Source organism: Streptomyces sp. NPDC005574, from assembly GCF_040605435.1.
Lineage (GTDB): Bacteria > Actinomycetota > Actinomycetes > Streptomycetales > Streptomycetaceae > Streptomyces.
This window is the reverse complement of sequence record NZ_JBEXCW010000026.1, coordinates 80967-101204: the sequence shown is the minus strand read 5'-3', so window position 1 is coordinate 101204 and position 20238 is coordinate 80967. Positions and strand designations below refer to the sequence as shown.

The window sequence follows — 20238 nt, the reverse complement described above, 5'->3', positions numbered from 1 at the left end:
ACCCAGAACGTCGACGGCCTGCACCAGGGCGCCGGCAGCGAGGACGTCGTCGAACTGCACGGCAGCCTGGCCCGGATCGTGTGCCTGGACTGCGGACAGCGCAGTTCGCGCCGTGAACTGGCCGGGCGGCTGGAGGCGGCCAACGCGGGCTTCACACCGGTGGCCGCGGGCATCAACCCCGACGGCGACGCCGACCTCACCGACGACCAGGCCGGCGACTTTTCCGTGGTGGCCTGCACGCGCTGCGGCGGCGTCCTCAAGCCCGACGTCGTCTTCTTCGGCGAGACGGTTCCGCCCCAGCGGGTCGCGCACTGCCGCGACCTGGTCGGCCAGGCGTCCTCCCTGCTGGTCCTGGGCTCCTCCCTGACGGTGATGTCCGGGCTGCGGTTCGTCCGCCAGGCGGCCCAGACCGGGAAACCGGTCGTCATCGTCAACCGGGACCCCACCCGCGGCGACCCGCACGCCCACACCCGGGTCGCGCTCCCCCTGGGAACCGTCCTCACCGCCGTGGCCGGCCGCCTCGGCGTCCCCGTGGAACGGGCCGCGCTCCCCTCGCTGCCGTAAGGACCTGCATGCCCGGACCGCGTGGAAGCAGCCCAGGAGTCACGCAACGGGGGCTTTGCAGGGGAGGTTTGTGGCTGCCTGCCGGGCGAGTCCCGGCGCCCGGCACGGATCCTGGTGGGGAGATCCTGGGGGACTTCTGGACGGCCGGGGACCGGCGAACCAACGGCCGGCGGCCCGCGTGAACGCTTCACACTCGCTCACGCACGGCCGGCTCCGAGGTCCGCACCCGTTCTGCTGTAGCGGCATGTACAAGCCGCTACGCTGGGGGCATGGCGAAGAAGCAGATCAACGTGCGGGTGGAAGAAGACGTGTACGCCATCATCGAGGAACGCGCGAAGGCGGCCGGCATGGACGTGCCCGACTACGCCCGCGCGGTGCTCGCCGACGAGGGCAACGACCTGCGCCACCGGTTCCTCAACGCCGGTGCGCACTTCACCGAGGAGTGGGGTGACCACTTCGCCGAAAGGTTCGGCCATCCCGCGCCCGCCAAGCACGAGACGCGCGGGAAAGCCGCGTGATCCTGCACATCGACCGTGCCTGGCTGCTGGACCTCGCACACCGCAGCCTTCCAGGCGATCCGGACGTCACCGACTTCGGGACGCTTCAGGCTGCGGTGGCCAGGCACACCGACAAGGTGATGGACACCCCCGTCTACGCCGAAGTGCACCACCGGGCGGCCGCACTCATGCACCAGCTCATCCGCTGTCCGGCGCTGGAGTACGCCAATGAGCTGTTCGGAGCGGTCGTTGCCGCCTCATACCTGACGGTGTCCGGTTTTGTGGTGACGGTGAACCACAAGGAGGCCGCGGACCTTGCCGAGCGGATCGCCCGTGACGGCCTGGACGTGCGCCTGGTCGCCGAGGAGATCAAGGGCTGGACCGCCCGAGGCTGAGCAGTGTGCGGTGAGGCCCGGCGCCGCTTCTACGCGCTTCTACGGCGCCGGGCCCCTGCGCGCTCTCCCCGCCGGCGCTGTCGACTGGACGCTCCGGCGCGGTCACAGGCCCACTCGAGGCAAGGCCAACCGGTGCAGGGGTGACGGCGCCCCCGACGTTCCTTCAGGTCGCAGGTGTGTGGACGTCGCGGCCTTGGACCGTTGCCGCCGCATGGTGCAGTTGCGTGAGGACTGTCTGTACCGCTCGTCGTGCCGCCCGTTCGGGGCGGTGGAGCACATCGATGTGGCGTCGGGCGTGCACGCCACTGAGAGGCCGAAGGACCAGCGCGGAGTGCAGACGTGTGGTCCAACGGGGCATCAGGGCCAGGCCGCCTCCGGCCGCCACAGCCTCGGCGACGACCGCGAAGTCGTTGATGCGATGGACGATGTCGAGCGGTCGGTTCGCGGCGGCGGCGATGGCGTCGATGGTGGCCATCAGCGGGAAGCCGTCGTGAACGGTGATCCAGGGTTGGTCCGCGACGTCTCGCGGGGTGAGGCGTCGTTTGGCCGCCAAGGGGTGGCCGCCGGGCAGCGCGACGTCAAGAGGTTCGCGCAGCAGTGTGCTCGCGATGACCGTGCCCGGCCACGGCGGCGTCTGGCCCAGATGATGGGCGAGCACGAGGTCGTAGTCCCGGGTCAGCCGCGGGAACTGGTCTTGCGCGACGTCCTCGTCGGCGAGTGCGAGCCGCGGGCCTCCGGGGCCGGCCTGATGGAGCAGCAGGGGGAAGAACGCGGCGGCCGCGCTGTGGAAAGCCGCCACCGACACACCCGCGTCCGGCTGCTCGAGGAACTCCTCGATGGTGTTGCGTGCTCTGGCCAGCGAGGTCTCCACCTCGATCGCCGCACGGGCCAGGGCCTGCCCGGCATCGGTGAGCACCAACCGCCGTCCCTCACGTTCGGTGAGTGGGACCGGGATCGAGCGTTGCAGCAGCCGTAGCTGTTGGGAGACTGCCGAGGGTGTCATCAAGAGCGCCTCGGCGGTCGCGGTGACGCTTCCCAGCTCACCGAGTTCCCGCAGGATCTGCAACTGCCGTTCGTTCACGCCTGGAGTGTAGTGATCCTTCAAGGTTTCTGAAGGAAGTTGCTCTTGGCTTCAGCGTCGGGGGCCGTGCAGGGTGGGCGCGTGTTCTACGCCCGCCGCACTGACGCAGTGCTTCTCCTTGTCGCCGTCGTCTGGGGCTCCAGCTACCTGGCCGCCCAGACGGCCACCCACGCCCTGCCCGTCCTCATGGTGCTGTTCGCGCGGTATGCGATCTCCGCGATCGCCTGCCTCGCCCTCGTCGCTGCTCGCCGCCACAGGGGGCGGTTCACGTTGCGGTTCACGCGGGACGAGGTTCAGGTCGGGGGGTTGCTGGGGCTCACGCAGGCGGCTGTCCTGGTGCTGGAGACGTACGGCGTCGCGCACACGAGCGCGGCCAATGCCGGCCTGATCATCAGCCTCACCATCGTGCTCACCCCGCTGCTGGACCGTACGGCGGGCACGGGCCGGCTGCCCCTGCGCTTCTTCGCCGCCACGGGCGTGTGCCTGCTGGCCGTCACGCTGCTCATGTTCGGCAGCGGCTTCCACCACCCCCGCATCGGTGACCTGTTGATCCTCGTCGCCGCGGTGGTGCGCGCGGGGCACGTCGTCCTCGTCGGACGGCTGACCAAGGGCCGTATGGTGCGGCCGCTGCAGCTCACGGCCGTCCAGACGGTTGTCGGCTCGGCGCTGTTCGTCGTGCCCGCCGCGCACGGCCTGTCGACGCTGCCCCGGGTCGATGCCCCGGTCTGGGGCCAGCTCGTCTACCTCGCGCTGTTCTGCAGTGTGTTCGCCTTCCTTGCCCAGACCTGGGCGGTGCAGAACAGCTCGGCGAGCCGGGCCAGTCTGCTGCTGGGCACCGAACCGGTCTGGGCGGTCACGGTCGGCGTCAGCGTCGGCGGCGAGAAGTTCACCGCCTTCGCCGGCCTCGGGGCGGCGCTCATGGTCACCGGAACGTACTGGGGGCAGAACATCGAACGCGTCCACCGCGCCCTCACCAATGAGCAGACTCCCGGCCGGGCAACGGCGCCTGCCGGCGTCTGATCTGGCGTTGAGGCTGCCTGCGGGGCGATAGGACGGTCACTGCCGCGGCTCGCTCCGCACAGCGGCAGATCGAGCGTGGCACCCTCGCTGAATTGGTCGCCGACTTCGACAAGGTCAACGGCCCGCCGATCCGCAGGCCGTGACCGCCGAGCGAGCCAATCTCACCGGTACCGGGTGCGATCGCTGACAGGCGGCGACATGCAGATGATGTGGTCACCACGGTCCTCCACCGACGATACTGAACGGCATGGCCGCGTCCTCTCAGTCCCCGGCACCCAGCACATTCGAGCTGCTTCGCGAGCAGTACACGCGTCGGCTCCCCATGGCGTTGGAAGAACTCGCCGGTCCGGTATCCGGCACAGTGGACCTGCCGTTGCACGTCGTCTGGTCCGGCCGTCGCTCCTATGGCCTCGGCCGACCGCGTTCATGCATGAGCCTGTACCGCACCGTACTGACCGAAGGACAACGCCAGGACCTGGTCGCCTTCCTCAACCGTGACCTGCTCATCGCCCAGTGGCCGGTACTTCGCAAGCTGATCGGCCGGCCTCTCCGCGACGCCTGGGAGATCCGCTTCCCGGAACTGCCCACCAACGAGGACCCGGCCGCCAGGTGAACCTGTCCCCACTGCACCGCCGCCTCCTGAGTGACGTCCTGGCGATCGGCAGCCCGTATCCCCTAGTCATCACCGGCGGCTATGCCGTGCAGGCTCACGGCCTGGTCGATCGCCTCTCGCAGGACATCGACGTAGCCACCCAGAACCCGGCGCCGGTCGGGGAGATCATCCACACCGTGAGTGATGGACTCACCGCACGAGGTTGGCAGGTGGCAGAGATCGAGATCGGAGCCCTCTCCGGCCGCCTCCTCGCTACCGACCCCGACACCAGCGAACAGTGCGAGGTCGACGTCCTGAAAGAAGTCTTCTGGCACCCACCGACATCCGGCGAATACGGCCTCGTCCTGTCACTGGACGACGTGATCGGAACGAAAGTGCGCGCGCTTGCGGACAGAGGCGCTGTCCGCGATCTCATCGACGTCCACGCCGCCTCCCGGCACCGCTCTCAAGCCGACCTCGAAAACCTCGGACGACGGCACGCGCGCTACGACTTCAGCCTGGAAGACCTCCACGACCGCCTCACCGGCGCGGAATGGTGGGACGACCAGGACTACGCGGACTACGGACTTCGACCCGAACAGATCGATGCCCTGCGGACGTGGGCTCTGCAATGGGCCACAGACATCGCAGCACGTCTGCAAGCCGCGGAGGACCCGGAACCATGAGCCAGTCCACAACACGAAGGACACTGCCAACAGTTCGGCGCGGCTGAACCGTCGAGGGGGTCGGTCAGGCCGTGGCAGACGAAGTGCGCGGTGCCGTGCCGGGGCAGAGCGTCGAGCACGGACTCCGAGGTGGCGGCCGAGTCGGTGAGTACGGTGACGGGCCCGGCGGGCCGCAGCAGGCCGCGTTCGGGCGGCGCGGGCTGCTCGCGGGGGTGATCACCCAGAACGTCGACGGCCTGCACCAGGGCGCCGGCAGCGAGGACGTCGTCGAACTGCACGGCAGCCTGGCCCGGATCGTGTGCCTGGACTGCGGGCAGCGCAGTTCGCGCCGTGAACTGGCCGGACGACTGGAGGCGGCCAACGCGGGCTTCACACCGGTGGCCGCGGGCATCAACCCCGACGGCGACGCCGACCTCACCGACGACCAGGTCGGCGACTTTTCCGTGGTGGCCTGCACGCGCTGCGGCGGCGTCCTCAAGCCCGACGTCGTCTTCTTCGGCGAGACGGTTCCGCCCCAGCGGGTCGCGCACTGCCGCGACCTGGTCGGCGAGGCGTCCTCGCTGCTGGTCCTGGGCTCCTCCCTGACGGTGATGTCCGGGCTGCGGTTCGTCCGCCAGGCGGCCCAGGCCGGGAAACCGGTCGTCATCGTCAACCGGGACCCCACCCGCGGCGACCCGCACGCCCACACCCGGGTCGCGCTCCCCCTGGGAACCGTCCTCACCGCCGTGGCCGGCCGCCTCGGCGTCCCCGTGGAACGGGCCGCACCGCCGTAACGGCCCGCCCGCCCCGGCGCCGGGGACAGCCGACGACGCCGTGAGCGGTCGCGGTCGCCGTCAGGCCCGTGGACGGCTGCCGCCTGGGTCCGTGACTCGTCGCCGCTGTCAGATGGTGCGGGTGGTGGACAGGTGGCGTTCGGCGTCCAGGGCTGCGGCGCAGCCGGTGCCGGCGGCTGTGACGGCCTGGCGGTAGGTGTGGTCGACGGCGTCGCCGGCGGCGAAGACGCCCGGGAGGCTGGTGCGGGTGGAGGGGGCGTCCACGCGGAGGTAGCCGGCGTCGTCGAGGGCGAGTTGGCCCTTGAAGAGGTCGGTGCGGGGGTCGTGGCCGATGGCGACGAACAGGCCCGTGACCGCGAGGGGGCGGTGTTCGCCGGTGCGGGTGTCGCGCAGGGTCAGCGAGGAGAGCCGCTCCTCGCCGTGGATGGCGGTGACCTCGCTGTCGAACGCGAAGCTGATCTTCGGGTTGGTGGTGGCCCGCTCCTGCATGATCTTCGAGGCGCGCAGGGTGTCGCGGCGGTGGACGACGGTGACCGAGCGGGCGAAGCGGGTGAGGAAGGTGGCCTCCTCCATCGCCGTGTCGCCGCCGCCCACGACCGCGATGTCGCGGTCCTTGAAGAAGAAGCCGTCGCAGGTGGCGCAGGAGGAGACGCCGCGGCCGGAGAGTTCGTCCTCGCGGGGCAGGTTCAGCTTGCGGTGCTGGGAGCCGGTGGCGACGATCACGGTGCGGGCGTGGTGGCGGGTGCCGGTGGAGTCGGTGACGGTCTTGGTGTCGCCGGTGAGGTCGACGGCGGTGATGTCGTCGTCGATGATCTCGGCGCCGAAGCGTTCGGCCTGCTCCCGCATGTGGTCCATCAGGTCGGGGCCCTGGATGCCCTGGGGGAAGCCGGGGAAGTTCTCCACGTCGGTGGTGGTGGTCAGGGCGCCGCCGACCAGGAGGGAGCCGGCGAAGACGAGCGGGTTGAGCTGGGCGCGGGCGGTGTAGAGGGCCGCGGTGTAGCCGGCCGGGCCGGAGCCGATGATGATGACGTCACGTATGTGGTCGTCGGTGCGGGTCACGGTGGGTCCTTCGGTCGGAGACAGGGCCGGCACGGGGCGATGCGGCGGGGCGGCGAGGGGCGGCGGGGTCAGTCGATGGCCTGCGCGAAGCGGAAGAAGCGGTCGGGGTCGTAGGCCCGCTTCACGCTCTGCAGGCGGGCGTAGTTCTGGCCGTAGTAGGCCTGGCGCCACGTGGACAGGGCCGGGTCCATGTAGTTCTGGTAGGCCTCGTGGTTGGAGTGGGCGTCCATGGTGGTGTGGGCGCTGTCGACCCAGGCGCGGGCCCGGTCGCGGTCCTGCGCGGCGGGGTCGGCGCTGGGCAGGGTGACGGCGTAGCCGGCGTTGAACAGGGCGCCGCGGTGGACGAAGGCGGTGGCGGCGGCGGGGATGTCGTTGATGCGGCCGCCGTAGGGGAACAGGCCCAGGAAGCGGAACTGGCCGGGGACGGGATCGGCGGTGAAGGCGTCCAGGGCGGCCTGGGCTGCGGCGGGGGTCCAGGGCCTGGCGAAGTACAGGTTGCGCTGGGTGGTGTGGGCGTCGCGGGGCAGCTGGGCCTCGGGGGTGAAGCCGATGCGGTGGCATTCGCTGACGGTCTTGTCGCCGCAGCCGTAGACCTGCATCATCGCCTGCGCGTACGGGAGTTCGCTGCTGCTGCTGGTGGTGGGCCGGCCGGCGGCGGTGGTGAGGCGGTCCAGGAGCCGGTCGCAGTCGGCCTTGGCACCCTGGTAGGCGCCGGTGAGGACGACGGTGGGCTCGGTGCCGGCGGGGGCGTCGGTGGAGTGCAGGAACATCAGCTCGCAGGCGAGCTCACGCGGCGCGGCGGCCATCCAGTCCTGCCAGGCGAGGATGGTCTGGAGGGCGTCGGCGTAGCGGAAGTTGAGGTTGAAGAGGGTCAGCACCGGGATCTGCACGGGCTTGACCTCGTAGTCGGTGACGATGCCGAAGTTGCCGCCGCCACCACCGCGCAGCGCCCAGAACAGGTCGGGGTTGTCGCCGGCCGAGGCGCGGACGGTGCGGCCGTCGGCCAGGACGACGCGGGCGGAGACAAGGCGGTCGGCGCCCATGCCGTACTTGCGGGAGGTGTAGCCCAGGCCGCCGCCCTGCAGCCAGCCGCCCATGGCGACGGTGGGGCAGGTGCCGCCGGCGACCTGGACGCCGTAGGCGGACAGGGTGGTGACGACGTCGACGCCCTGGCTGCCGGGGCCGAGGTGGACGGTGGCGCCGTCGACGCGGACGGCGGCCAGGCGGGAGACGTCGATGACCAGGCCGGGGCTGGTGGAGTAGCCGGCGGCGCTGTGGCCGCCGCTGCGCACGGCGGTGGCCAGGGCGTTGTCCCGGGCGAAGCGCACGCAGGCGGCGACGTCGCTCTCGGTGGCGCAGTAGGCGACGGCCTGGGGGTGGATGGCGTCGTACTGGGCGAGCTGGAGTTGCCGGGCGGTGTCGTAGCCGGTGTCGGCGGGCAGGACGAGGCGGCCGGTGAGCGTGCTGCGCAGGGTGTTCCAGGGCACCGCGGTGGCGGTGGCGGCGAGCACGAGGCCGCCGGTGGTGGCGGTCAGGGCGGTCGCGGCGGTGGCACCGGCCGAGGCCCGTATGAGGGAGCGTCTGCTGAGCACGTGGGTCACTCTCCGTCTGGTCCGTGAACGGGACGTGGGTGTCCCGGCGGGCCGGGACGGGGCGGTTGGGTCAGGTGCAGCATCCGTGAGGACGGCGGCAACGGAGCGGAATCGGGGCGGAGTTCGTCACCTCCGCCCCACGCGCGGCGGGCCGGGGCGGGCCTCGGCGGGCGGCCGTACCGGGGTGTCCGAGGTGGGCCGGCGGGTGGGCTGCGGGGTCGGCGGCAGGTCGTGCAGGACCAGGCTGTGGGCGGCGATGCGGCAGCCGTCGCCCACGCTGACCGGGCCCAGGACGGAGGCGCCGGTACCGATCAGGACGCGGTCGCCCAGGACGGGGTGGCGGCGGCCTCCGCCCGCGCTGTCGTGCAGCCAGCCGCGGGAGCCGAGGGTGACACCGTGGTACAGCGTCACGTCGTCACCGACGACCGCGGTCTCACCGATGACGACGCCGAACCCGTGGTCGATGAAGGCGCGCCGGCCGATGCGGGCGCCCGCGTGGATCTCCATGCCGGTCACCAGCCGCGCCAGCCGGGTCAGGGCGGCGGCGGCCAGCCGGCGCCCGCGCGTGTGGAGCCGGTGGGCGAGCCGGTGCAGGGCCAGGCCCTGCCAGCCTGCGTGCAGCAGCGCCTCCGCCCGGCCGGAGCAGGACGGGTCGCGGTCCAGGACCGCCGTGAGGTCCTCGGCGATCAGCCGCGCCAGCGAGACGCCACGGCCCGTGCGGAAGGCGGGGGCACCGCCCCCACGGGGTGCGGGTGCACGCCCTGCGCGGGAGGCGGGGCCACGGCTCTCACCCGCCCCGGGGCCACGGCCCACCCCGGGTGCGGGACTACGGCCCACCCCGGGTGCGGGACTACGGCCCACCCCAGGCGTGGGGATACCGGCCACGCCGGGTACGGGAGTACGGCTCACGCCGGGTGCGGGACTACGGCTCTCACCCGGCCTGGGAACACGGCCCACGCCGGGTGCGGGAGTACGGCTCTCACGCGGCCCGGGGACACGGCTGTCGCGGGAGGCGGGCGCATGGCTCTCACCGGACGCGGGGGCACACCCCTCGGATACGGGGGTACGGCTCTCACGCGGTCCGGGGACACGGTTTTCGCGGGGTGCGGGGCCGGGGGCGGTCATCGGGCGGGCGTGGGGGTGAGGGCGGGCGGGGTGTCCAGGCGCCTGATGCGGTACATGGTGCGCTGGAAGAGTTCGTCGGCGGTGAGGGTGGCGAAGCGCTGCGGGCCGTTGTCGGCGTCCGGGATGTGCAGCGGGGACAGGGTGGTCCAGGGCGTGGGGTGGCAGAACTGCACGATGGACAGGCGCCCTTCGTGGGTGCCGGGGCGGGCCACGACGCGGTGGACGGCGGCGCGGGCCAGGCCGTTGGTGAGCCGGTCGAGGACCATGCCGACGTTGACGACGGCGTAGCCGGGGGGTGCGTCGACGGCCAGCCACTGCCCGTCGAGGAGGACTTCCAGGCCGGCGGCGGTCGCCCGGGGCAGCGCGGTGATGAGGTCGAAGTCCTGGTGCTCCACCGCCCACACGTGCTGGGTGGAGGGGGCCTGGTCCATCGGCGGGTACCAGGTGGCCCGGTTGACGACGGGCCCGTCCTCCAGCATGTCGGTGAAGTAGTCGGGGTGGGCGCCCAGCGCGCCGGCCAGGGCGCGGACCACGTCGTGCTGGAAGCGCACCATGCGGGTGTGCAGTTCGCGCAGCGCGGAGCCGATGCCGGGAACCAGGTGGTCGGGGAAGTAGGGGTCGGGGTAGCGGGCCGGGTAGCGCCGGCGCAGCGGGTGGCGGGCGGGCAGCGGGGCACCCCAGTGGAAGAGTTCCTTCCAGTCCGCCACCGTGCCTTTCTCGGCGTGCTCCACCAGGGCGGGTGTGTAGCCGGACTGGCCGTTGCTGCCGGGTGTGCGGCAGGTGTGCTTGGCGTCGGCGTCCAGGGCGAAGAAGGCGTGCAGGAAGGCGTACGCCTCGTCCAGGAGGCTTTCGGGAACGGTGTTGCGGACGAGGAAGAACCCGTCGCGCAGCGCGCCGCGCAGGTGTGCGCGGCCGCCGGGCCGTTCCAGGTCGATTTCCTTGAGCATGGTCGGTCCCTTTCACAGGGGGACGGGTTCGACGGTGGATCGTGTTCAGGGCCGGGGCTTGCGGAAGGACAGCGCCAGGTAGGCGAGCCGGTGGCCCTGGTAGGGGAAGTTCCGGTCGATGACCAGGCGGTCGGCGGGGGTGAGCCCGGCGTCGGTGTACAGGCCGGTGACGGCCTGCTCGGTCAGCCACCAGTTCAGGCGGCCGTCGTCCAGGGGCAGTTCGGTGATCTCGCCGTGCGGGCTGAGGAAGACGCTGACGACCGCCACGCCGCCGGGGCGCAGCAGGCGGGCGCCGTGGGCGGCCCAGGCGGGCCAGTCGGTGCGGCGCTGGTGGTGCAGGCAGCCGTTGTCGACGAGGAGGTCCAGGCCCGTGGTGTCGGCGCCGGTGAAGTCCAGGAAGTCGCCCTGCACGAAGCGGGCTCGGCCGCGGGCGGGCGGTGGCGGGTCCCACACGTCCAGCAGGTCCAGGGCGGTGAGGTCGGCGTCGAGTTGTTCGGCGAGCTGGGCGCTCTGGTGGCCGCGTCCGCAGCCCACGTCCAGGACGCGCCGGCGGGCCGGGCCGGTCGCGGGGGGTGCCTGGGCGCAGGCGAAGGCGGTGACCCGGGTGTTGGTGTCGGCGCCGGTCCACGAGTCGCGGCCCCGGCCGTACCAGTGCTGGAAGGAGTCGGCGACGACCTGCCGGTAGTCGCAGTAAGTGCTCTGCGGACTGCGGTCGTTGGGGTCGGTGGGGATGTCAGTGGTCGGCGGCATGGGCCCACTCCTCGGCTGTTCCGCGGCCGGCGGCGACGGCCACGGCGTGGCGGCCGCGCGGGCCTTGGTCGACGGTGCGGGAGGCGCTCAGCCAGGCGCCCGCGGCGCTGGCGGAGACGGCGATCTGCTGGCCGCGGCGCAGCCGCCGCATCGCCTCCAGCGCCTTCGGATAGCTGACGGTGGTGAAGGTGAAGTCGTCCTGGTAGGGGGCCAGCAGGGGCTGTTTGAGGCAGTGGCCCAGCCCGCCGGTGCCGTTCATGCGGCGCTCGGCGGTGGGGGCCCGCGGGTCGCCGTAGGGTGCCTCGGCAGGGAAGACGGCCAGCGGCCGGCAGCCGGGCCAGCGGGTGCGCAGGGCCTGGGCGGTGCCGACGAGGGTGCCGGCGGAGCCGACCGCGGCGGCGAACGCGACGGGCCGTACGCCCTGCTGGGCGAGGCGGGCGGTGATCTCCGGGCCGGTGTGTTCGCGGTGTACGGCGGCGGCCTCGGGGGCGCAGTGCTGGAGCAGGAGGTGGCGTTGTTCGCGGGCGGCGATACGGACGGCTTCGTCCATCGCGCCGAGGAAGCCGCCGCCTTCGGGCCCCTGTGTGACGGGGATGTCGTAGCGGCGCAGGGTTTCGACGAGGTGGCCGGGCGCGCCGTGCGGGACGGCCAGGTGCAGGTCGAGGCCGAGGTGGGAGCACATGTCGGCCAGGGCCAGGGCCAGGGAGCCGCCGGAGTACTCCACCAGCCGTACGTCGCGGGTGCCGGCGCGGGCGAGGGCCGCGCACAGCAGGGCGTAGGCGGTGCGGGCTTTGACGGTGCCGGTCAGGTTGGCGGCCTCCGCCTTCAGCCACACCGTGCCGCGGCCGGCCCGGCTGGGCACGGGCACCAGCGGGGTGGCGCCGATGGCGGGGCGGATGTCGGCGAGGCCGGGCAGCAGGCGGTGGGCGCGCCGCTCCAGCGGGGCGAAGGGCGCCTCGATGTCGGCGCGGCTGGGGCGGCGGGCGGCCAGCACCTGGGTGATGTGCGCCCGCCCCGCGGCGGAGGCAGACGCGGCGGCGGGTGCGGCCATGGCGGGGGCTGCGGGTGCGGTCATGAGGGGCGCTCGCTGGTGGCCAGGCGGAATCCGACGGGGTAGAGGGGGCCGGGGAAGGCGCCGTGCCGGCGGCGGGTGCGGGTGAGGTCGCCGAAGCGGGCGAAGCTGCCGCCGCGGGCCACCCGGTAGCGGCCCATCGACTCCACGAGGTGGTCGGTGATGTGCTCGCCGCCCGGGTAGGGGGCGTAGTCGTCGGCGGTGAACTCCTCCACGTTGCCGCCCATGTCGTGGGCGCCGAAGGGGGCCTGGCCGGCCGGGAACGCGCCGACGGGTGTGGTGGTGTGCACGCCCGACTCGCGGGTGTTGGCGGCGTCCGGGTCGAAGCCGCCCGCCCACGGGTAGGGGCGGCCCTCGGGGCCCTTGGCGGCGTACTCCCATTCCGCCTCCGACGGCAGCCGCCACGGGTGGCCCGTGCGGTCGCTGAGCCAGCGGGCGTAGTGGTCGGCGTGGGCGGCGTCGACGCCGGCGACGGGATGGTTGGAGCGCTCCCAGGGGTAGGCGCCGAGGTACCAGGTGGAGGGGCGGTCCTTGAGGCCGGTGTCGGTGAGGAAGGTGTGCCATTCGCCGTTGGTCACCGGGTAGCGGGCGATCCAGTAGTCGGCCAGGGTCACGGGGTGTTCAGGGCATTCCTTGGCGATCCAGGACTCCTGGACGCCGTGGCCGGCCCAGGCGCGGGTGACGTAGCCGATCTCCTCGGCGGGCAGGCCGATGGCGACGGTGGCGCCGGGCACGAAGCAGACGGCGGGCCGGGCGGTGAGGCGGGGATCGCCCAGCAGGGCCAGGATGCCGCCTGCGGCGAGCCGTTCGGCCAGCGGCAGCCCGGCGTCCTCGACGGCGGCGGCCAGCCGCAGCCGGTCGGCCGAGGTGAGGGGGTGTTCGCCGGGAGCGGGGTGGACGCGGGCCGGGTCGGTGAGGTCGGCGCGCTCCTGGAAGTGCGGGCAGCGGGCGACGTCGTCGAGGTTCACGCGCTCGCCTCCTTCAGCAGGGCCAGGGTGTGGCCGCTGGTGGCCTTGGCCGACAGGTAGCGCACGTTGTGCGGGGTGAGGTGGACGGCGGTGGGCAGTACGGCCTCGACCCGGATGCCGCACTGGCGCAGCTGGGCGACCTTGTCGGGGTTGTTGGTCAGCAGCCGGATGCGGGTCAGGCCCAGGGCGCGCAGCATGGCGGCGGCCGCCCGGTAGTCCCGCTCGTCCTCGCCGCGGCCGATGATCCGGTTGGCGCGGAAGGTGTCGATGTCCTGGTCCTGCAGGACGTAGGTGTCGAGCTTGTTGTAGAGGCCGATGCCGCGGCCCTCCTGGCGCAGGTAGAGCAGGACGCCGCCCTCGTCGGCCAGCGCGGTCAGGGCTTCGTCGAGCTGGGGTCCGCAGTCGCAGCGGGCGGAGCCGAACACGTCGCCGGTCAGGCATTCGCTGTGCAGCCGCACCAGGGGCACGGCGTGCGGGGTGTGCGGCAGGACGCAGGCGATGTGTTCCAGGGCGTCGGGCAGGCCGTGGAAGGTGACCAGTTCGGCCGGGCGGCCGGCGGCGCGCTCCAGGGTGATGGGCACGCGGGCGCGGATCGAGGCGGCCTGCGGCAGTGTGCTGAGGGAGGTCATGCTGCTCTGCCTTCTATCGTGGGTGCGGCGGACATGGGGGTCGCCGGGGAAGTGGTGAGCAGGTCGGCCAGGTGCAGCGAGCCGCGTACGGCGGGCCGGCCGGCGAGGTCGAGGCCGACGAGGTCGAGGCGGCCGTCCCAGCCGGCGACGGCGACGGTGCCGTCGGCGAGGCGGAGCATGCAGGACAGTCCCTGGGCGAACTCCGCCAGTAGGTGGCCGGAGGCGAGGGTGGCCGCCGAGTCGTCCCAGTCGATGTGCCAGGCGTACAGGCCGAAGTCGTAGGAGCCGGCCAGGACGACGGGATGGTCCGCGCTGCCCAGCAGGGCCACGCACTTCACGGACTCGTCGGGGCCCAGCAGGGTCTGCACCCGCTCGGCGCGCCAGGTGCCGTCGGGCAGGCGCACGAGCCGGCCGGCTTTGACGGTGTGGTCGCGTGAGGCGCTGGCGGCGGCTTCGCTGCCCAGGGCGGCGACGGCGTTGACGAGGTTGCCGTGTTCCCACAGCCTGCCGCGTCCGCGGGGGCCGCCCGCCTCGACGGTGCGGTCGGTGGCCGCGGACAGGAAACCGCCGTCGAGGGCGGTCAGTGACTTCACCGACCCGTCGTGGGCGTCGATGCGTTCGCGTACGGCGAGGGTGTCGGGGTCGAGCAGGAGGAACTCGCCGTTGTAGGTGCCGGCCACCAGGTGGCCGTCGTGGAGGGTGAGGGAGGGCAGCGGGGAGCCGAGCGAGGCGCTGGTGGTGAGGGTGGTGCCGTCGTGGCGCAGGACGTGCCCGGAGTAGGTGCCGGCCCAGAAGGTGTCACCGTCGCTCGCCAGGGACAGCACGGGCCCCTCGCCCACCTCGATGACGCGGGCCGGGCCGCGGCCCGACGCGCCGGGCCGCAGGGCCAGGACGAGGCCGGAGTCGGTGGCGACGAGGAGTTCCTCGCCGTGCTGGGCGAGCGCGTTGGGGCCGTGTGTGGGCCGGTCGGGGGCGGTGATCTCGACGCCGGTCGTCAGGTCGTACAGGTGCGGGCCGTTCCAGAAGCTCCCCGCCGCGAGGAGGTGGTGGGCGATGTCGACCGAGCGCGGCCACAGCCGGCGGTCCTGGAGGTGGTGCAGGCGGGTGCCGTCGGCGTCGAAGTGGTGCAGGGCGCCGTCGTAGGCGCCGACGACGAAGGAGGAGTCGTCGCCGGCCCAGGCGACCGCGCGGGCCGCCGCGGTGGACACCGCCACCGTGCGCACCACCTCCAGGCCGGCGGTGAGCAGGTCGACGGCGCCGTCGTCGCGGGCGACGGCCAGCATCCGGCCGGAGTGGGACCAGGCGCAGCCCTCGATGGAGGAGTCGTAGCGGCGGGTGACGCCCGCGGTCGGCCGGTCGGGGTCGTGGACGGCGACCACACCGTCCTCGCCGACGGTGGCCACCAGGCCCTGGGCGCTGACCGACACCATCATGCAGTGCGCCTCGTGGGAGGCGACCTCGGCGAGGAAGACGCCGTCGGCGGCCGACCACAGGGTGGCGCGGCCGTCCTCGGAGACGCAGATGAGCCGTTCGCCGTCGGGCAGCCAGGCCACCGAGTTGATGTCGTCGGTGTGCCGGGCCAGCACGGTGTGCAGACGGGAGTCGCCGTCGTCGCCGACCCGCCAGATCGCCACCGTCTTGTCGGCCGACGCGGTGGCCAGCACCTCGGGGTCGACGGGGTTCCAGGCGGAGGCGTTGACCAGGCGGCGGTGGCGCAGCCGGGCCAGCGGGGTGGGACGAGAGGGGTCGGCGGTGTCCCAGACGATCACGGTGCCGTCGTAGGAACTGGTGGCCAGGCGCTGTCCGTCGGGCCGGAATCCCACATGGGTGAGGGGGGCGGAATGGCCTGGTCCGTAGGCCGGAAGGTCAATGGTTCGCACGCCGTCTCGTCCTTTTCTCGGGTCGTCCAGGTTTTTCGGGCCGCTTGGTCTTTCGTTTTTCTGCGGCTTTTCGAAATCTCTGGGCTATCGGGTTCGCCGAGCGCCGAAGTTAGGCGGGAGGGCCGGGGTGTGGCGAGTGGCCGGCCCGCAATCTGGCAACTTCCGGTATTCGGGCCGCCGTGTTGACCACAGGGTCTGTGATCGTGCAATCGGCGCGCGGGGCGGGCTACTTGACCCATTAACCCGGTGCTCCTTGAGGCTCCGGCGTGGTGGGCGGACGCTGACGCGGAACGCAGGATGAGGCCAGGGAGCTGAGCGGCGTGCACATAGTTTTGGTCGAGACGACGTCCGTCCGCGGATTCGACATGGTCGCGGAGATGGCGGACTCGGGAATCGAGGTGAGCTTTGTCACCGCGAACCTGGACGCCTATCGGGGAAAGCCGGGATTCGAGCTGTCCTCGCGCGCCGCACGCATCCTGGAGGTTCCCCGTCTTGCCGCCGGTGATCTCGCCGGGCGGCTGCGCGGCCGGCTCGGGGCGAATCCGCCGGACGGGGTGATCTGCCGCGACGAGGTGTATCCGTTCGCCGTCGCCGAACTCGCCCGGGATCTGGGCGTGCCCCATGAATCGCCGGCCGCGGCGCGGATCCTGGGCGACAAGGCCGCCGTCCGCGCCCGCCTGGCCGAGCAGGGGGTCGGTTCGCTGCGCTGGCGGGTGGCCGCCACCGAGGCCGAGGGGCTGGCGGCGGTGGAGGAGATCGGGCTGCCCGTGGTGGTGAAGCCCACCGCGGGCGGCTGGTCGGTGGGGGTGAGCATCGCCTGGAGCCGGGCGGACGCCGCCCGCGCCCTCGCCCAGGTCCTGGGCGCGTCCGACGGCCGCGACGGTGCACGGCCGCGGGCGCTGGTGGAGGAGTACGCGGTGGGCCGGCACGTCAGCGCGGAGCTGCTGGTGCAGGGCGAGCGGGTCGTGCTGCTCGGGTTCGCCGCCCGGCTGCCCGCGCCGGCCGGCCAGGCCGCCGAGCTCGGCGGCCACTTCCCCGCCCGCATCGAGCAGGAGGCCGCCGCCCGCGGCTTCGTCCTGGACGTCGTACGGGTGCTGGGCATCCGCTCCTCCGCCGTCCACGCCGAGCTGCTGCTGACGCCGACCGGGCCCGAGCTGATCGAGATCAACGCGCGGGTCGCCGGGCATGTGGTGGCCCGTCAGATGTCCCTGGCGCTGGGGCGTTCCCTCACCCGCGACCTGGTGGCGCTGGCCGTCGGGGAGCGGGTGGAGGAGGCCGGACCGCCCGAGACGGTCGTCGCCCTGCACCAGCTGTACAGCCCGGTCGACGCGGTCGTGCGGGGCGGGAAGCCGGTGGACGCGCTGACCCCCGAGGTCCTGGAGACGTACGTCGGTGTGGGTGCCGGCGACCGGGTGGCGGGCCTTGCCACCAACCATGACCGCTTCGGCTACGTACTGGCCCGTGGCCGCACCGGCGAACAGGCCGCGCGGTCGGCCGCCGAGGCCGCCGGGCGCATCCTGCGGTCCCTGGAACTCACTGCGACGGCTGAGGCCGGGACGGTGGCGGAAGCCGAGGCGGTGGCGGAAGCCGGAGCCGCGGCGGTGGCGGGAGCCGAGGCGGTGGCGGGTGCCGCGGTGGTGGCGGGAACCGTGGCCGAAGCGGCGGGAGCCGAGGTGACGGTGGCCGAGGTGGCGGCGACCGCGGCTGAAGCAGCCGAGGTAACGGTAGACGGAGCCGACGCAGTGGCGGCCGGAGCCTGCTCAGTGGCGACCGCGGCCGAACCCGGCGCGGTGGTGGGCCTCTCCCCCGAGGACGCCCCCTGCGGCGAGCATCTGCTGGTGCTGCTGGGGGGTGAGGATCCCGCCGAGCGGATCCTGGCGGCGCTGGGGGCGGTCTCCGCGCGGGTCAGCGTGGTGTGGACCGGCGCGGCGGACGGGGAGCAGGAGGCCCGGGCGCTGTGGCGGCGGCAGTACCGCGGAATGTGGCACAGCGCGTCCACCGGCACCGCTGTCCGGGCCGCGGCCCGGCTGGTGCACGCGGCCCGGCCGGTGCGCTCCCTCCTGAGCTTCTCCCCCTCCCCCGCCGCACAGCAGTTGCGGCAGGGCCCCCAGCCGCCGGTCACCGCCGGCGGCCCGCCGCCGGGGCACACCGTGGTGGTGGCCGCACACGGCGGTGACGTCCGCGTCCTGAGCGTCGTCGACGAGCGGGGCGACGCCCGCGTGTGCCCCTCCGGCCTGGACGGGCGGCGGCTCGCCGCGCTCACCGGGCGGGCCGTGCACGCGGTGCGCGAGGCCCGCCTGGAGGGGGTGGTGCGCTGCCTCTTCCCCACCGACTCCGCCACCGATTCCCCTGGCGCCTCCGACGGCGACTCCCCCGTCGATTTCCCCACTGACTCCCCCACCGATTTACCCACCGGTTTTCCCGGCGACTGCGCCACCGATTCGCCTGCCGGCTTCTCCGCCGGGGCGGCGCCCGTGCTGCTGCCCGGGCTGGACGCGGCGACCATCGACCTCCACGACGCCGTGCACACCCGCAGCCTGGTCTGCGCCGTCGCCGACACAGCACTCGGCCGCACCCCGCGCGGTGAACTGCGGGAGAGGGTCGCCGTGCAGCGCTCGCTGCCGGCGCCCGCCGGCCGGGCGCGGGTGATCGCCGCCCCCACCACCGGTGAACTGGGCGGCCTGCCGGGCCTGTTCAGGGCGCAGGTGTTCACCGCGGCCGGCCGCGTCCACGACGGCGCCGGGCCCGCCGTATGGCTGCGGCACACCGTCGTCGCCGCCGACCGGGAGCAGGCCGAGCGGGCGGCGAGGCGCCTGGAGCGCTCGCTGGTGCTGCGCACCGCACCCCAGTCCCGCACCCACGTCCTGCTGCTGGACCGGCTGGGGCCCGCCACCTGGAGCCTGCCGGACGGCGCGCCCGTCCTGGAGGCCGACCGCTTCCGGCTGAGCGTGCTGAGCTGCGCGGACACCAGCGGGCCGGCCGACATGGCCGTACGCACCGACCTGGGTGACGGCTTCGCGCTCGAACAGCTCGCCCTGGCCGTGCACGCGGGCCACCCCGTGCACCGGGTGGCCGCCCTGTCCGAGCGGCTGCTGGAGCCCGCCGCCCGGCTGCGGCAGCTGCTGGGCACCCCCGGCGAACGCCCCGGGGAGGTGGAGCGGTTCGTGGACAAGGCCGTCATGAAGCGCATCGCCCGCCGCCACGGCATCCGCTGCGCCGACGGGCTGCTGGCGCACAGCCCCCAGGACGTGACCGGCCTGTTCGACCGCTACGGCAAGATCGTCCTCAAACCGAGGGCCGCCTCCGGCTCCCAGGGCGTGCTGGTGCTCTCCTCGTGGCCGGACCTCCAGCGCTGGCTGGCCGAGGAGTTCACCCCCGGCACGCATCTGTGCGAGGAGTTCGTCGACGCCCCGATGTGCCACATCGACGCCGTGATCGGCGCGGGCGAACCGGTGTGGAACGTCTCCCTCTACGAACGCGACACCATGGCGCTGCGGGAGGGCCGGCCCTTGTCGTCGGCGACCGTGGCCGACCCGGCGGTGCGGGCGGCGGCCGGCCGGCTGCTGGCGCAGGTCGTGGACGCCTGGCAGGTACGCACCGGCGTGCTGCACCTGGAGGCGTTCGTGACGCCCGGTGGCCTGACGTTCTGCGAGGTCGCCGCGCGACCCGGCGGCGCGGGTGTCACCGAGGCGTTCCGTGCCACCAACGGCGTCGACCTGCGCCACGCAAAGCTCCTCGCCGACGCCGGTGAGAACCCCCTCGCCGGGCGGCGCGAGCCCGTCGCCGCGTACGCGGGCTGGACGGTGCACTACTGCGGCGGCGGCCGGCTGCTGGAGTACGACGACTCGGCCGTCGCCCCGCTCGCCCACGCCCGCTGCGTGCACGCCCGCGTCGGCGACACCGTCCCCGCCTCGTCGTTCTCGGGCACCGGCGTCAGCACCCACGTCTTCGTCCACGACTCGCACACCGAGCTGACCCGGCTGCTGGCGCTGGCCGAGCACGGCGTGCGGGTGGTCACCGGCCCGGCCGGCCGGCAGGCCGCGTCATGATCCTCGGCATCCTCGGCAGCGCCGCGAAGAACTCGGTGACCCGGGAGGTTTTGGCGCGCGCCGGTGAACGCCTCGGCCAGACCGGCGGCGGCGGTTTCGAAGTGGTCGATCTGGCCGTCGAGTTCCCCCGGGCGCACGCGCTGGAGGACTACGACGATCCGCCGCCCGGCAGCCAGACCGCGCTGCTGCGCGCCCGCGTCGCCGCCGCCGGCGCCGTCGTCCTGGCCACACCCGTCTACCACGGCTCCTACAGCGCGCTGCTGAAGAACGCGCTGGACCACCTCACCGGCGACGCGCTGGCCGGCCGCCCGGTCGGTCTGATCGCCGCCGGCGGCGGACCGCGCGGCGCCGGCACCGCCTGCGACCAGCTGCGCACCGTCGTGCGGGCACTCAGCGGGTGGGCCGCGCCCACCCATGTCGCCACCACCGCCGCCGACCTGACCCCCGGAGCACCGCTGCGCCTGCTGGAGCACCGGCTGGACGTCCTGGCCGGCGAACTCCTGTCGTTTGTGACCTCACGGACGTCCCCCGCGTCCTTCCCCGTCCTCAGCTGAAAGGC

19 protein-coding genes are annotated in these 20238 nt (G+C 73.4%); 9 read left to right on the top strand and 10 right to left on the bottom strand.

Translation table 11 applies throughout. From position 1 onward, the window contains the following. The 3 genes from ABZT03_RS19230 to ABZT03_RS19220 all read left to right on the top strand — a co-directional run. On the top strand, positions 1-564 hold a 564-nt coding region (locus tag ABZT03_RS19230), incomplete at its 5' end, for a Sir2 family NAD-dependent protein deacetylase (RefSeq protein ID WP_356040842.1). Between the two features lie 269 nt (positions 565-833). Continuing rightward, positions 834-1082 (top strand): hypothetical protein, encoded by a 249-nt coding sequence (locus tag ABZT03_RS19225; protein ID WP_356040840.1) that lies wholly within the window; start codon positions 834-836, stop codon positions 1080-1082. Beyond that, positions 1079-1456, top strand: coding sequence for a fic family toxin-antitoxin system, toxin component (locus ABZT03_RS19220; RefSeq protein ID WP_356040838.1), 378 nt, complete (start codon positions 1079-1081; stop codon positions 1454-1456). The genes ABZT03_RS19225 and ABZT03_RS19220 overlap by 4 nt, the downstream gene beginning before the upstream one ends. A gap of 163 nt (positions 1457-1619) precedes the next feature. Here ABZT03_RS19220 and ABZT03_RS19215 read toward each other — a convergent pair whose 3' ends face one another. Then, positions 1620-2537 carry a LysR family transcriptional regulator gene (locus tag ABZT03_RS19215; protein ID WP_356040837.1) on the bottom strand — a complete coding sequence of 306 codons (918 nt, stop codon included), beginning with the start codon at positions 2535-2537 and terminating at the stop codon, positions 1620-1622. Positions 2538-2618: 81 nt separating this feature from the next. Between ABZT03_RS19215 and ABZT03_RS19210 the strand changes: the two genes are divergently transcribed. From ABZT03_RS19210 to ABZT03_RS19195, 4 genes are all read left to right on the top strand, one after another. Next, positions 2619-3557: a DMT family transporter gene (locus ABZT03_RS19210; RefSeq protein WP_356040846.1), complete on the top strand. Its 939-nt coding sequence runs from the start codon at positions 2619-2621 to the stop codon at positions 3555-3557. Between the two features lie 430 nt (positions 3558-3987). Next, complete coding sequence (locus ABZT03_RS19205; RefSeq protein ID WP_356040836.1) at positions 3988-4170, top strand: hypothetical protein; 183 nt, start codon at positions 3988-3990, stop codon at positions 4168-4170. After that, positions 4167-4835, top strand: coding sequence for a nucleotidyl transferase AbiEii/AbiGii toxin family protein (locus ABZT03_RS19200; protein WP_356040834.1), 669 nt, complete (start codon positions 4167-4169; stop codon positions 4833-4835). Before ABZT03_RS19205 ends, ABZT03_RS19200 begins: the two co-directional genes overlap by 4 nt. A 71-nt stretch (positions 4836-4906) precedes the next feature. Next, positions 4907-5608, top strand: coding sequence for a Sir2 family NAD-dependent protein deacetylase (locus ABZT03_RS19195; RefSeq protein WP_356040832.1), 702 nt, complete (start codon positions 4907-4909; stop codon positions 5606-5608). Positions 5609-5716: 108 nt separating this feature from the next. On the opposite strand, the gene trxB is transcribed toward ABZT03_RS19195, so the two are convergent. The 9 genes from trxB to ABZT03_RS19150 form a co-directional block, all read right to left on the bottom strand. Further along, positions 5717-6667 (bottom strand): thioredoxin-disulfide reductase, encoded by a 951-nt coding sequence (gene trxB / locus ABZT03_RS19190; protein ID WP_356040831.1) that lies wholly within the window; start codon positions 6665-6667, stop codon positions 5717-5719. A 68-nt stretch (positions 6668-6735) separates the two neighbouring features. Then, entirely contained in the window at positions 6736-8259 is a 1524-nt protein-coding gene (locus ABZT03_RS19185) for an FAD-binding oxidoreductase (protein ID WP_356040829.1), read from the bottom strand. A 126-nt stretch (positions 8260-8385) separates the two neighbouring features. Next, positions 8386-9072 (bottom strand): serine O-acetyltransferase EpsC, encoded by a 687-nt coding sequence (gene epsC, locus ABZT03_RS19180; protein ID WP_356040827.1) that lies wholly within the window; start codon positions 9070-9072, stop codon positions 8386-8388. Positions 9073-9380: 308 nt separating this feature from the next. Beyond that, positions 9381-10331, bottom strand: coding sequence for a 2-oxoglutarate and iron-dependent oxygenase domain-containing protein (locus ABZT03_RS19175; protein WP_356040825.1), 951 nt, complete (start codon positions 10329-10331; stop codon positions 9381-9383). A gap of 45 nt (positions 10332-10376) precedes the next feature. Next, entirely contained in the window at positions 10377-11081 is a 705-nt protein-coding gene (locus ABZT03_RS19170) for a class I SAM-dependent methyltransferase (RefSeq protein WP_356040823.1), read from the bottom strand. Next, entirely contained in the window at positions 11065-12156 is a 1092-nt protein-coding gene (locus ABZT03_RS19165; protein ID WP_356040821.1) for a pyridoxal-phosphate dependent enzyme, read from the bottom strand. Before ABZT03_RS19165 ends, ABZT03_RS19170 begins: the two co-directional genes overlap by 17 nt. Continuing rightward, on the bottom strand, positions 12153-13121 hold the full coding sequence (locus ABZT03_RS19160; RefSeq protein WP_356040819.1) for an SUMF1/EgtB/PvdO family nonheme iron enzyme: 969 nt from the start codon (positions 13119-13121) through the stop codon (positions 12153-12155). Before ABZT03_RS19160 ends, ABZT03_RS19165 begins: the two co-directional genes overlap by 4 nt. Beyond that, on the bottom strand, positions 13118-13750 hold the full coding sequence (ribA, locus tag ABZT03_RS19155; RefSeq protein ID WP_356040817.1) for a GTP cyclohydrolase II RibA: 633 nt from the start codon (positions 13748-13750) through the stop codon (positions 13118-13120). Before ribA ends, ABZT03_RS19160 begins: the two co-directional genes overlap by 4 nt. Continuing rightward, on the bottom strand, positions 13747-15630 hold the full coding sequence (locus tag ABZT03_RS19150; protein ID WP_356040815.1) for a WD40 repeat domain-containing protein: 1884 nt from the start codon (positions 15628-15630) through the stop codon (positions 13747-13749). The genes ribA and ABZT03_RS19150 overlap by 4 nt, the downstream gene beginning before the upstream one ends. A 320-nt stretch (positions 15631-15950) precedes the next feature. Here ABZT03_RS19150 and ABZT03_RS19145 point away from each other — a divergent pair, with 320 nt between their 5' ends. Both ABZT03_RS19145 and ABZT03_RS19140 read left to right on the top strand, forming a co-directional pair. Further along, complete coding sequence (locus tag ABZT03_RS19145) at positions 15951-19679, top strand: ATP-grasp domain-containing protein (RefSeq protein WP_356040813.1); 3729 nt, start codon at positions 15951-15953, stop codon at positions 19677-19679. Then, positions 19676-20233, top strand: coding sequence for an NADPH-dependent FMN reductase (locus tag ABZT03_RS19140; protein ID WP_356040812.1), 558 nt, complete (start codon positions 19676-19678; stop codon positions 20231-20233). The genes ABZT03_RS19145 and ABZT03_RS19140 overlap by 4 nt, the downstream gene beginning before the upstream one ends. The last annotated feature ends 5 nt before the right edge of the window (positions 20234-20238 follow it).

Excerpts from the sequence above, each read along its gene's own strand:
- ABZT03_RS19225 (WP_356040840.1), top strand. The coding sequence starts at position 834 with ATGGCGAAGAAGCAGATCAACGTGCGGGTGGAAGAAGACGTGTACGCC.
- ABZT03_RS19205 (WP_356040836.1), top strand. The coding sequence starts at position 3,988 with ATGAGCCTGTACCGCACCGTACTGACCGAAGGACAACGCCAGGACCTG.
- ABZT03_RS19165 (WP_356040821.1), bottom strand. The coding sequence starts at position 12,156 with ATGACCGCACCCGCAGCCCCCGCCATGGCCGCACCCGCCGCCGCGTCT.
- ribA (WP_356040817.1), bottom strand. The coding sequence starts at position 13,750 with ATGACCTCCCTCAGCACACTGCCGCAGGCCGCCTCGATCCGCGCCCGC.
- ABZT03_RS19140 (WP_356040812.1), top strand. The coding sequence starts at position 19,676 with ATGATCCTCGGCATCCTCGGCAGCGCCGCGAAGAACTCGGTGACCCGG.
- ABZT03_RS19170 (WP_356040823.1), bottom strand. The coding sequence starts at position 11,081 with ATGCCGCCGACCACTGACATCCCCACCGACCCCAACGACCGCAGTCCG.
- ABZT03_RS19175 (WP_356040825.1), bottom strand. The coding sequence starts at position 10,331 with ATGCTCAAGGAAATCGACCTGGAACGGCCCGGCGGCCGCGCACACCTG.